The 11,820-nt window shown below is 62.5% G+C and carries 11 protein-coding genes; 5 read left to right on the forward strand and 6 right to left on the reverse strand.

What is annotated here, in order from left to right; genetic code table 11:
* Positions 1–20 precede the first annotated feature (20 nt).
* The gene (locus D7S86_RS18635) at positions 21–530 is read right to left on the reverse strand and encodes a P-loop nucleotide/nucleoside kinase family protein (RefSeq protein ID WP_121088393.1); all 510 of its coding nucleotides are present in this window, start codon (positions 528–530) and stop codon (positions 21–23) included.
* A 209-nt stretch (positions 531–739) separates the two neighbouring features.
* Between D7S86_RS18635 and D7S86_RS18640 the strand changes: the two genes are divergently transcribed.
* On the forward strand, positions 740–1,639 hold the full coding sequence (locus D7S86_RS18640) for a recombination-associated protein RdgC (protein WP_121088358.1): 900 nt from the start codon (positions 740–742) through the stop codon (positions 1,637–1,639).
* A gap of 113 nt (positions 1,640–1,752) precedes the next feature.
* Here D7S86_RS18640 and D7S86_RS18645 read toward each other — a convergent pair whose 3' ends face one another.
* From D7S86_RS18645 to D7S86_RS18655, 3 genes are all read right to left on the reverse strand, one after another.
* Positions 1,753–1,980, reverse strand: a complete 228-nt coding sequence (locus D7S86_RS18645) for a DUF3820 family protein (RefSeq protein WP_121088359.1) — start codon at positions 1,978–1,980, stop codon at positions 1,753–1,755.
* A 26-nt stretch (positions 1,981–2,006) separates the two neighbouring features.
* A complete protein-coding gene (lpcA, locus tag D7S86_RS18650) occupies positions 2,007–2,624 on the reverse strand; it encodes a D-sedoheptulose 7-phosphate isomerase (protein ID WP_121088360.1) in 618 nt (205 codons plus the stop codon).
* A gap of 71 nt (positions 2,625–2,695) precedes the next feature.
* Positions 2,696–3,976, reverse strand: a complete 1,281-nt coding sequence (locus tag D7S86_RS18655; protein ID WP_121088361.1) for a DUF445 domain-containing protein — start codon at positions 3,974–3,976, stop codon at positions 2,696–2,698.
* 578 nt (positions 3,977–4,554) lie between these two features.
* Between D7S86_RS18655 and D7S86_RS18660 the strand changes: the two genes are divergently transcribed.
* From D7S86_RS18660 to D7S86_RS18675, 4 genes are all read left to right on the forward strand, one after another.
* Positions 4,555–5,565 (forward strand): LysR family transcriptional regulator, encoded by a 1,011-nt coding sequence (locus tag D7S86_RS18660; protein WP_121088362.1) that lies wholly within the window; start codon positions 4,555–4,557, stop codon positions 5,563–5,565.
* Positions 5,566–5,677: 112 nt separating this feature from the next.
* Positions 5,678–6,385 carry an ArsR/SmtB family transcription factor gene (locus tag D7S86_RS18665; protein ID WP_121088363.1) on the forward strand — a complete coding sequence of 236 codons (708 nt, stop codon included), beginning with the start codon at positions 5,678–5,680 and terminating at the stop codon, positions 6,383–6,385.
* A 298-nt stretch (positions 6,386–6,683) separates the two neighbouring features.
* Positions 6,684–7,616, forward strand: a complete 933-nt coding sequence (locus D7S86_RS18670; protein WP_121088394.1) for an NAD-dependent protein deacetylase — start codon at positions 6,684–6,686, stop codon at positions 7,614–7,616.
* A 312-nt stretch (positions 7,617–7,928) separates the two neighbouring features.
* Complete coding sequence (locus D7S86_RS18675) at positions 7,929–9,203, forward strand: sensor domain-containing diguanylate cyclase (RefSeq protein WP_121088364.1); 1,275 nt, start codon at positions 7,929–7,931, stop codon at positions 9,201–9,203.
* Between the two features lie 564 nt (positions 9,204–9,767).
* Here the strand turns inward: D7S86_RS18675 and D7S86_RS18680 are convergent.
* Both D7S86_RS18680 and D7S86_RS18685 read right to left on the reverse strand, forming a co-directional pair.
* The gene (locus D7S86_RS18680) at positions 9,768–10,025 is read right to left on the reverse strand and encodes a colicin immunity protein (protein WP_240648272.1); all 258 of its coding nucleotides are present in this window, start codon (positions 10,023–10,025) and stop codon (positions 9,768–9,770) included.
* 74 nt (positions 10,026–10,099) lie between these two features.
* Positions 10,100–11,820: colicin E5-related ribonuclease (locus D7S86_RS18685; RefSeq protein ID WP_205962844.1), on the reverse strand; the 1,721-nt coding region annotated here is incomplete at its 5' end.

Consider the following 11,820-nt stretch of genomic DNA (forward strand, 5'->3'; position numbering starts at 1 on the left):
CGCGTTCTTGGCCCAATGTCTTAGCGTTTTTTCGACGCGGCTAATTCCGTCAGCACGCCAAGCGCCTGGACGACGGTCTGGCGCGCGGTGTCGATGACGATGCGTTCGCGGTTCCAGGGCTCGTATTCATGGGCGAGCACGCTTTTCCATGTCGGCAAGACCTGGCCCGCGATATCGGCCTGACGTGTCTCGACGCGACGCTGGTGCTTGACGAGATCCGAGCAGATCGTCTCGACCTCGATGACGGGCACGCCGACACGTTGGCCGATGTCGCGCCATGCGTCGCGCGTGACGCCGAGCGGGTTCACGCAATCCGCGATGATCGTGAGACCGAGCCGCAGATTGTCTTCGGCGATCGCATAGGCCGCCGCGTAGCCTTCGGTTCCGGGTGTCTCGTCGACGCCGCGCGCGCGCAGGATCGCCTGCTCGATCGAATCGATGCGCAGGTGCACGCCGCCGAGTCCGCGCGCGATGCCGCGCGACAGGGTTGTTTTGCCGGTCCCGGGCAATCCGCCGATAACGATCAACATGGTCGAGTCTTCCTTGTGCGCCGCGAACGCGCGGCGCGTCCAAATCCATACGGGCCGCACTATATCCCGACTTGGGGTTGCGTTCGCGACAGCGGCGCGGCGCGCATGAAGTTTTTTCGCCTTGCGCCGTGTGCGTCCGCGTCGGGCACGCGATGCTGGCGGTCGCACCCTGCACGCGTATAGAATGCTGCGCTTTGCGTGCGCCTTCCATGTGGTTCAAGAATCTTCAGCTTCATCGTCTTCCGGTTCCCTGGTCCGTGACGGCCGAGCGCATGCAGACGTGGCTCGCGCCGTTTGCTTTTACGCCCGCGGGCTCGATGGACATGCAGACGCAGGGTTGGGCGTCGCCGCGTGATAACGACGCGCTCGTGCATACCGTCAACGGTCAAATGGTGCTCGTCTACCGCAGCGAGAAGAAATTGTTGCCGGCCACGGTCGTCAATCAGGTCACGCGCGCGCGTGCGCAGGAGATCGAGGAGCAGCAAGGGTACAAGCCCGGGCGCAAGCAGTTGCGCGAACTCAAGGAGCGCGTGACCGACGAACTGATGCCGCGCGCGTTCGCGATCCGTCGCGATACGCGCGTCTGGATCGACGCCGAGCGCGGCTGGCTCGTGATCGACGCGGCGTCGCAGGCGCTCGCCGACGATATTCTTTCGCTGCTCGTCAAGTCGATCGATCAGATTCCGCTGGCGAGCGTGCGCACGGCGTCGTCGCCCGTCGCCGCGATGACGCGCTGGCTGCTGCCCGACGAGGCGCCCTACGGTTTCACGGTCGATCAGGATACCGAGCTGCGCACGATCGGCGAAGGCAATGCGACGGTCCGCTATTCAGGCCACGCGCTCGACGGAGAGGAAGTGCAGCGCCATCTGAAGGAAGGCAAGCAGTGCATGCGGCTCGCGCTGACATGGAACGATCGCGTGTCGTTCGTGCTCACGCCGTCGCTGACGATCAAGCGCGTCGTGCCGCTCGACGTGATCAAGGACATGTCGGACCCGACGATCCAGGGCGAAGACGAAACGTTCGACGCGGACTTCGCGTTGATGACGGGCGAGTTGTCGAAGCTGTTCGGCGATCTCGTCGAAGCGCTCGGCGGCGAGGCGAAAATCTAGGCGGGCCGGCCTGCAGGCGACTTCGCGCACGTCGGCGGGATAGCGCGGAGCTGCGCGCGTCCGCGCGGATGCGCTGCGTTAAGGCATGTGATAGCGCCGCACGTTAGGGCACGTCACGGCGTGCCGCGGCGCTTCGCGCGCAACGGGTCGAGCAGCGGCTTGAGCCCGTTATGGTCGATTTCCTGCATGAGCGCGAGCAGTCGGCCGATTTCGCCCTTCGGGAAGCCTTCGCGCGCGAACCAGTTCAAATAGTGACCGGGTAAATCGGCAAGTACGCGTCCCTTGTACTTGCCGAACGGCATTTCAAGGCTGACGAGGCGTTCGAGGTCTTCAGGCTTCATCGGCGCATGCTGGGGCTCGACGACGCTCAGGCCGCGAGTTTCTCGACGAGCTGGATCAGCGTATGAATGATCTTGATGTGGATTTCCTGAACGCGATCCGCATAGCCGGCGTGTGCGACACGGATTTCGATATCGGCCAGGCCTTCGCGACCGATCGCGCCGCCGTCCTTGCCCGTGAGCGCGATGATCTTCATGCCGCCTTCGCGCGCGGCGCGCATCGCATGGATCACGTTCTTCGAATTGCCCGATGTCGAGATCGCGAGCAGCACGTCGCCTGCGCGGCCGACGGCCTCGACATAGCGCGAGAAGATGAAATCGAAGCCGAAATCATTGCCGACGCACGATACGTGACTCACGTCCGAGATCGCGATCGCGGGAAAGCCCTTGCGGTTTTCGCGAAAGCGTCCCGTCAGCTCCTCGGCGAAATGCATGGCGTCGCAGTGCGAACCGCCATTGCCGCACGACAGAACCTTGCCGCCGTGATCGAAGGCCGTCGCGAGCAAGCGCGCGGCATTGGCGATTTTCGCGAGTTGCGACGCATCGTTCATGAAGCGTTCGAGCACGGACGCGGCCGTATCGAATTCGGCGCGGATTTCGCGGATCAGGCTTTCTTGCTGGTTCGCGTCGAGGGAAAGGTCGGTCATGGAAGCTCCTGCGTCTGAGACGTCTCAGCGGACTGCGGAAAACAGCGATCTTAGCGCGGATTGCGCGCGCGCTAGCCGATCGCGAGGCTGACCGCGTGGATCAGCAGGCCGACGAGGCCGCCGACGATCGTGCCGTTCACGCGAATGAACTGCAGATCGCGGCCGATATTGAGTTCGACGTCGCGTACGAGCGTCTGGTCGTCCCACTCGCGGACCGTCGTCGAGATATGGCGCGCAATGCGCGCGCTGAGCTCGGGAGCGACATCGCGCATCGCTTCGTGCATATGCGTGTTGATCGACGCACGCAGCACGGGATCGTCGCCGAGCGTGCGCGCGAACGAGGCCGCGGCCGACACGATCTTGGCGCGCAGCGTCGAATCGGGGCGTGCGATGTCCTCGCGCAGCCATGTCGTGAAGTCGTCCCAGAGACCGTTCACGTATTCGCGCAGTTCGGGGCGTTCGAGCCAGGCGCGCTTTTGATCGTCGATGCGTTGCTTGAACGAGGGATCGGACTGCAAGCGTTCGATGAAACGAGCGACGGCGCGGTCGAATGCCTGGCGCCGTTCATGTTCGGGATTCGCCGCGATATCGGCGAGCCAGGCGCCCGCGCCGCGCACGAGGCCGCCCGCGAACTTGAAGCCGAGGTCCTCGGCCTTGAGCCCGACGAAACCGAGCGCGCCGATCAGCGTCGGGTATTCGTCGCCCGCGATCTGCACGATCTTGTCGGCGAGGGTTTTCTGGATTTCGGGCCGTTCGAGCCAGGCCGCGAGTTCGCCGAGCCCTTCGTCGAGCAGGCGCTGATGCCGGTTGTCCGCGGTCAGCGTCGCGAACAGGCTGCCGACGCCGCCCGCGAGATCGAAGCGCTCGGCGCGCGAGCGCAGCGTCGCGTAGAGCACGGATTTCACGTGATCGTCGTCGATGAGTTCGAGCATCTGTCCCGTCGCGGCGATCGCTTTTTCGCCGAGCAGCGCGGCGTTGCGCGGCTCCGAAAGCCACGATGCGAGACGTTGCGCGGGATCGAAGCTCACGACGTTGTCGACGAGGGCGTCGGTGCCGAGGAATTTATCGCGCACGAATGCCGCGAGGTTGTCGGCGACGCGCGCCTTGTTCGCGGGCAGGATGGCCGTATGCGGGATCGGCAGGCCGAGCGGACGCCGGAACAGAGCGACGACGGCAAACCAGTCGGCGAGCGCGCCGACCATCGCCGCTTCCGAGAAGGCCGCGAGCCAGGCCCACGCGCCTGCGTCGTGATGCGACTTGGCGAGCGCGAAGAGACCCGCCGAGACGACGAGCAAACCGGTCGCGACGGTCTTCATGCGGTTCAGGGCGGTGCGCTTGTCGGGGGCTTCCATGAGGGGATGGGTATTTTCGAAGACGCGTATTGTCGTCGATTTCGGGCCGGCGGCACGGAAACGGGGTGCGAACCGCGTGTCGAGTATGTGTCGGATGCGTGTCGTCGGCGAGTATGCGGGTGCGCGCGAATGACGACCTTCGAGGTAATTGGCCGGCCGCGCGCGCGGTCCTACGATACGTTCAACGATGAGGATGCAAGCGCGGAAGCGATGTGCAACGCGCGTTGGCCGATTCTCCGGGCAGTTGGAGAATCGAGCAACGATCGTGCAGATTCGGGTATTCACTCAGGTCCGTCGAGCCCCTACGATAGGAACCGTGCTGATACCCGATGCTTCGCCGGCAGCGAAGCACGTATCGGAGACCGGACCGCAGACGTCCATAGAGGGCACGTGCCCGCGATGCTGCGCGTACCGCTGATTGCCTGACTCCTTCTCGTTCGGTGTGCCGCTTGCGCGGCGGATCCGACGACGACTGACTTTTGATGACACCCGGCCGTTCCCGGTTGCGTTCGCGCAAACCCGGGCGGGAGAAGGCTTGCCTTCCCGGGATCGCAGACTTATCGACACGAGGTATCGAGATGATCGATCGTATTCACGCGATGAGGACGTTTATTCGAATTGTCGACAGCAATAGTTTCGTGCGGGCGGCGGAATCGATGGGGATGCCGCGTGCGCGCGTGACGACGCTGATGCAGGAACTCGAGGCGCTGCTTGGCGTGCAGTTGCTGTTGCGCACGACGCGCAGGCTCAGCCTCACGATCGAGGGGGCCGCGTATTACGAGCGGTGCCAGCGCATTCTGGCCGATCTCGACGAGATGGAGGCCGAACTGCGCGGCAGCACGGACAACATCCGCGGCTTGCTTCGCGTCGAGATGCCGAGCGCGGTGGCGACTGCGCTCGTGTTGCCCGCGCTCGGCGAATTCCATGCGCGGCATCCGCTGATCGAAGTCGCGATCGGCTTCAGCAGCCGCCAGGTCGATCTCGTCGGCGACGGCGTGGATTGCAGCATCGAACTCGGCGAGTTGCCGGATTCGGGCCTCGCGGCGCGCAGGCTCGGCACGCTCGAACATGTGACGTGCGCAAGCCCCGCGTATCTTGCGCGGCGCGGCGTGCCCGCGACGCTCGACGAGCTGCGCGATCACGTGGCGGTGCAGTGCGGAGTGCAAGCGGGACGTCGCGCCGGCTTCGATTTCGAGGTCGGGGAGGAGACGGTCGAGGTCAAGCTCGACGGGTTCGTCCAGGTGTCCGAGGATCACGCGTATTTGACGTGCGGACTGCAGGGGCTCGGCTTGATCCAGCCGACGCGGCTCGCGGCCGAACCGTATCTGCGCTCGGGACAGTTGCGCGAGGTGCTCACGGCATGGTCGCCCGCGTCGACGCCGGTGAGTGTGACGTATGTCAAGAGCCGGCAGGTGTCGCCGCGTGTGCGCGTGTTCGTCGATTGGCTCGTCGAAGTGTTCGAGCGTCATGCGCAGGACGCGAGCGCACGGACCGTGTTCGGCAATACGATCGCTTCGCTGACGGCTTCGGCGAAGGCGACCGTCGCGCGCAGGGCGCAGAACGATCCCGAACTCGAGATGCATGCATGAGGGATGTCGAGACGAGGATGCGGCATTAGGGGGGGGCGGTTATCGGGACCGTAGGGTCTCATTTCGGCCGTGCCCGAAGTGTGCGAGCCGCCGGCATGAGAAGATCGCCGCCATGGACGCTTCGATTCAACCCAATCTCGACGATGCCTTGGCGGCGCTCGGTGCCGTGCTGGCCGAACCCGCGCGTGCGCGCATGCTGTGCGCGTTGATGGATGGGCGCGCGCATACGGCGACCGAGCTTTCCCTGGTGGCCGGCATCAGTCCATCGACGGCGAGCGCGCACTTGTCGCGGTTGCAGGACAGCGTATGGATTCGCTGCATTCCGCAGGGCCGTCATCGCTATTACGCGCTCGCCGACGACGAGATCGCCGCGTTGATCGAGACGCTGCTCGGCGCTGCGCAGCGCCGTATGCCTTCGATTCGTTCGACGACACCCGAGCCACTCCGGCATGCGCGCACCTGCTATCACCACGCGGCGGGCGCATTCGCGGTCGATCTTCATGATCGGATGATGGCGCGCGCGTGGCTCGTGCCGATGGCGGAAGGCTATGCGTTGTCGGATGCGGGACGCGCCGCGTTTGCGCGACTCGGACTCGATGCGGATACGTTGCGTGCGCGGGCGCGCGGCAAGCGTCATGTCGCCAAGTCCTGTCTGGACTGGAGCGAGCGGCGGCCGCATCTGGGGGGCGTGCTCGGTGCTGCCTTGCTCGATCTCATGATCGACAAGCATTGGGTGATTCGCGACCTCGACTCGCGTGCGCTGACGGTCACCGCACGCGGACAACGTGCGCTCGACGCGTGGCTCGCACAATCCGACTAGCGATCGGTAAGCGGCACCTTCGGGCGCGTCGTACGCCGGTGTATTGACGCGATGTGCAAGCGTCGATTTCTTAAGTGATTTTCTGCGTGTCTCTTCTGCATTTCTTTTTTTGCGTTCCGCACGAAAGTACCGGGTGTGTGAACGCTTAGTAAAGCGTATCGATCGTCCCGCCGAACCGTTGACGCTTCATTCAAGTCAGCGGTCGTCCCGTAGGCCACGTATCGCCGGGAGCCCGCGCCCGCTCGCGCTTTTGGGAAAACGCGTACCATGGCCGCATCGTGTTCGAGAGGTTTGCATGATGAGCGACCGGTCAGCCGCGCGTGCGGATTTCGCGCCCCTTTCTTCAGACGTACCGGTCGTGACCGGCGAGGCCGCGCTTGACGCGCTCGTCGCGTTTTTCGATCGGCATGCCCGGGTTTTCGTGCTTGGCGGCGCGGGTGTCAGCACGGCGTCGGGCATTCCCGACTATCGTGACGAACACGGTCAGCGCAAAGGGCGCGATCCGATTTTGCTGCAGGACTTCTTGAAATCGGAGCTCGCGCGCAAGCGATATTGGGCGCGCAATATGATCGGCTGGCCGACCGTGCGGCAGGCGCGGCCCAACGCCGCGCATCGCGCACTTGCCGAATTGGGGGCGATGGGCCGCATCGAGCGGCTTGTGACGCAGAATGTCGACGGGCTGCATCGTGCCGCGGGCAGTGAGCATGTCATCGAATTGCACGGCAATATCGCTGACGTCATTTGCATGACGTGCGGGCATCGCCATGCGCGTGATGCGATTCAGGTTCGGCTTGAAGCCGAGAATCCCGACTGGCTCGCGATGGAGGCCGTGCCGTTGCCCGATGGCGATGCGCGGCTGGAATCGGCGCGATTCGACCGTTTCCGCGCGCCCGCATGCGAATGTTGCGGCGGCGTCATCAAACCCGATGTGGTGTTTTTTGGCGAAGGCGTGCCGCGGGCGCGTGTTGAAGATGCGATGGCTTCGCTTGCGCGCGCGGACGCGATGCTCGTCGTCGGTTCGTCGCTCATGGTGTACTCGGGATTCCGCTTTTGCGAGCAGGCCGCGCGAGCGGGGACGCCGATTGTCGCGATCAATATCGGGCGTACGCGCGCCGATGGTCTGTTGTCGCTGAAGATTCCGGAATCGCTCGTGGAGATCTTGCCGGCGCTGGTCGAGCGGTTGGGTGCCTCGGCGTCCGTGCCGGCTGCGACGGACGCGTCATGCGCGTGACGTGGACCTAGATGGAGTACTCGGTTTGCCCGAATAGATTCGTACGAGGTATGCACTATGATGTCGCGACGCTTCGGGCGATGCTGCGCCGGGGTGGAGTCCGCGTTCAGGCGCGCGGCGGGCGCGCTGCTATCATCGCGGGTCTGCGACGGTTTGCGCGACAGCGTGCAAAGGGAGGCGTCGCGAAGATGGCATGCTGAAGCGCGCCGTTCATCCTTACGTATTGAAAGAAAAAAGCATGCGACGCGTCGCCTTAAGCCGGACGACTGGGCGGATGGCCAACCCCTTGACGCTGACTGAACGCAGATAAAAATGACTGAAGATTCCGCATACGGTTATTTGCTTGAATCGCTGCCTGCGGCGGTCATTGTCGCGACCGACGGCAATATCGCGCTCGCGAATCGGGCTGCGCGCCGCTTGCTGGAAGCCGATCCGGGTGTGGAGGGGTGGGCGTGCAGCGAGCTGGTTGGCTTGCCGGTGATTCAGTTTGTCCATGAGCTTGATCAATTTCATTCCGTGAGTCGTATGCGGCGTTCGGCGATGAGTACGACGCCGAATGCGCCGATCGAGCTGCGTGTGCGCACGTGCCGCGAGAATTTGCGGGTCGTGTTGGTGACGAGCGTATCGATTCGATTCGAGGGGAAGGACGGGGTGCTCATTTCGGCGCTCGAAGTCGGGCGTGGCGATGCGATCGGCGATCGGTTGCGCCGCAGCGAGGAGCATTTCCGGCGGCTTTTCGAGAACATGCAGGACGTGTATTACCGGACCGATGCGAACGGCATCGTACAGATGGTCGGGCCCGGTGTGCGGCGTGTGATCGGGTATGAGCCTGAGGAAGTGGTCGGGCGCGACGCGGCGGCGTGGTATCCGAACACGGCGGACCGGGATGCGTTCAAGCAGGCGATTCGGACGTACGGCGAGGTGTCGGATTTTCCGGGGCAGATGGTCTGCAAGGATGGACGCATCATCGATATCTCAATCAGCAGCACGGCGCTGTATGACGAGGATGGGCGTTTTGCGGGTGTCGAAGGGATTTATCGCGACGTAACCGAGCGTAAGGATCTTGAGCGTGAATTGCGGCGTCTTGCGAGCATCGATTCGTTGACGCAGATCCTGAATCGGCGCGCGTTTATCGAAGCCGCGCAAACGCGGCTTGATTCGCCGGACGCGTCGTGCGATCTCACGTTGTTGCTGCTTGATATTGATTACTTCAAGTCGATCAACGACCAATATGGTCATGCGACGGGTGATCAGGTGCTCGTGAGGTTTGCCGATGTGGTGTCGTCGCAGATCCGGGAGACGGATTTGTTCGGGCGGCTGGGTGGCGAGGAGTTTGCGATAGTTGTGAGTCATACGCGGCCCGAGCATGTGAGGGAGCTCGTATCGCGCGTGCTTGAAGCGGTACGTGCGATTCGTCTGGATGGCGGGGTGTCGCGGTCGTCGCGTGGCGTGACGGTGAGTATCGGCGCTGCGCTGCGCGCACCCGATGATCATCGCGTCGAGCAACTGCTCGATCGGGCCGATCGCGCGCTTTATCAGGCGAAGCACGGGGGGCGGGATCGGGTGTTCTGGGAGATGACGGCGTAGGGGGCGGGGCAAGGCGAGGCTTGTGATGCTCGTTCTTGAGCGCTGTATTGTGTGCGCTTCGTTGTGGCCCTGACCGATTCGCGGCCGGCTTGCCAGTTGAATCGAATTTGATCTTGCTCTTAAGATTCGAATTGTCTAAGTCTTGATTCGCGCCGCTGCCTTCGTTCGAAGTAGAGGGACCGACGTCGCCATCATTCTTTCCGCTAAGCATCATGTTGCGCGGCAGGTTAGTAGTTGGTGAGGGCTCCGTCCTCAGCGCGGCATTCACGACAAGTAATTCCACCAACACAGCCGTCGGACTGGCCGGCGGCTTCCCTCCGCCGGCACCGACTATGGCATTTGCCCCGTTTGCGATGCCCTGAGCGATGAGGTCCGATGCAGGTTCAGACATCTTCGCCTGCGCATCGGCGTTCATGTGTTGAACGACCTGATTACCCTAACTGCTGACGGTACCGGGTATGCCGTCGTCAGTCCATTGAGCCCATTCGACAAACCTAGCAGCATCTGACTTTCTGTTCCGCTCGCACTATCGAAATCCGTCGGCTTTTCTGCCAAAGAAATTTACTAATTTATCATTGGTATGGTTGTGACTATAAATACGTCATAGTCACGTTCTTGGGCGTGAATAAAGTTAGCGGCCGCGAGATTGTTCGTGTTAATTGCATCGACTTTCGGTGGATATTCAGCACTATCCCAGATGCAGTCTATGCGTGCTTCAAAGCCGGGATTGTGCCAAATTCCGCCCTCGATGCGCGCCACGACTAATCCTCGCTCCGCAGCCTCGGAACACACGGCAATTGCTGCTTGGGTGGTCATTCTCATTTTCACGCTTCCTCCGAGAGAAAAATATGCGTTGGAGGATGTGTAGCGTGTCGCAAGATTAACGGGCATAAGTATTACTTCCATTTAATTCGATCATCGGGAATCCAGTGTGGATTGTTTTTTTCGCTAATCTGAACTATTTCACGGGTTCGGTCGTTTACGACAATATATCCATTCTTTGAACCATATACCGATGCGGTATCGTTTCTGGTCGTGCCATCAGATGTCTTGGAGCTCGAGCGTTTGTCCATCGTTGTACCTACGGACCCATCATTGACAGCGGCTTGGATATCTTGCTCAGTCCAGCCACGTTGTTCAAGCTGATTTCGAATTTTGTCGTCGATGACTATATTGGGCTTTTGATCACTATTTTGCGCAATTTCACTACTAGCGACCGCGTTGCTTGGCACGCTCTCGGGGCTGTGTGCGGCGGTTTCCTGCACGCCACTTAAAACGGCTGAATCCACCAGCACCGCCTTCGGATTGGCCGCTGGCGGCTTGCCTCCGCCAGCACCGGCTACGGCATTTGCGCCGTTAGCGATGCCCTGAGCGATCAAGTCCGATGCAGGTTCAGACATCTTCGCCTGCGCATCGGCGTTCATGTGTTGGACGCTCTGATTGCCCCAATTGCTGACGGTGCCGGGTATGTCGCCGTAGGTCCATTGGGCCCATTCGACAAACTTGTCCAGCATCGGGCTTGCCGTTCCGCCCGTGCCATCGGAGTTCGTCGTGGCACGGTTGTAGAGGTCGGCGTTCGATGCCATGAAGGCGCCTGTGCCGCCGCCGGCGAGTCCACCGCCCATTCCCGCGAGGACGTTTGACACGGTGTTGCCGAGCGTCATCGAGCCGGTTGCGTCTCCGATCGAATCGGCCAGACTGTTGAGCTTGCCCGCAAGCGATGCCGATACGCCTGCGCCCGCAGCGCCTTGCATCGCGCCGCCTAAGCTACCGCCACCGAGTCCACCCATGAGCGCACCGCCGGCGATATGCGCGAGCACGCGGTTCGTGCCGCCTTCGGCCCATGCTTGTGCGCTTGCCGTATCGCCGGCTTCCAGGGCGGCTTCCATCTGCGCATTCGCATAAGCACCGATACCTTGCGCAACGACCTGACCCGCCGCTTGTGCGGCCTGCATCATGTCGGCTTGCTTGGTGAGCAGGGTGCTTAGGTCAGGCGCTTCAGAGACCGTGCCATTCAGATCCGAAGTCTCGCGACGGATCGATGCGATGTCTTGCTTCTGATTCGCTTGATCCGTGATGTGGATCGCACTCTCGCTGATCGCGCTCTTCGTCGTCGTACGGCTTTCGTCGCTGTCGTTTTGCGGCAGCATCGGCACGATGCCCCCTGCACCGCTTACCGAGGCGGGCCCGGTTGCTTGGCCCGTCGAACCTACGCCGCCCCCGGCGCTGATGCCGAAGCTCGACGCGTCATAGCTCGAATGATTCTCGATGTCGGTGCTCGTGAGCGTGCCTGTGCTCAGGCTGTTCTTCGATGCATCGGCGTCGCTTGCGAGATACGCACCCGTGAGCGTCGTATTGCCTTTGACGTGGATGTCGAAACCCCCCGCGCCCGCTTGAATACCGCTTTGCTCATTGACGCCCGCGTAGCTGCCGCGTGCATTGCCGCCCGATACGCTTGCGCTCGCACTGCCGCCGCCCTGGCTGATGCTGGCGCCCGCGCTCATGCTCTGCTGGTGCGCTGCACTCGTGGTCGTGTCTTGCACGCTGGCGATGTTCAGATCACCGCCGACATCGGCATTGACCGATGCACCCTTGACGTTGGCTCCGATGAGATTCG

Source organism: Pararobbsia silviterrae (genome assembly GCF_003628125.1).
Lineage (GTDB): Bacteria > Pseudomonadota > Gammaproteobacteria > Burkholderiales > Burkholderiaceae > Pararobbsia > Pararobbsia silviterrae.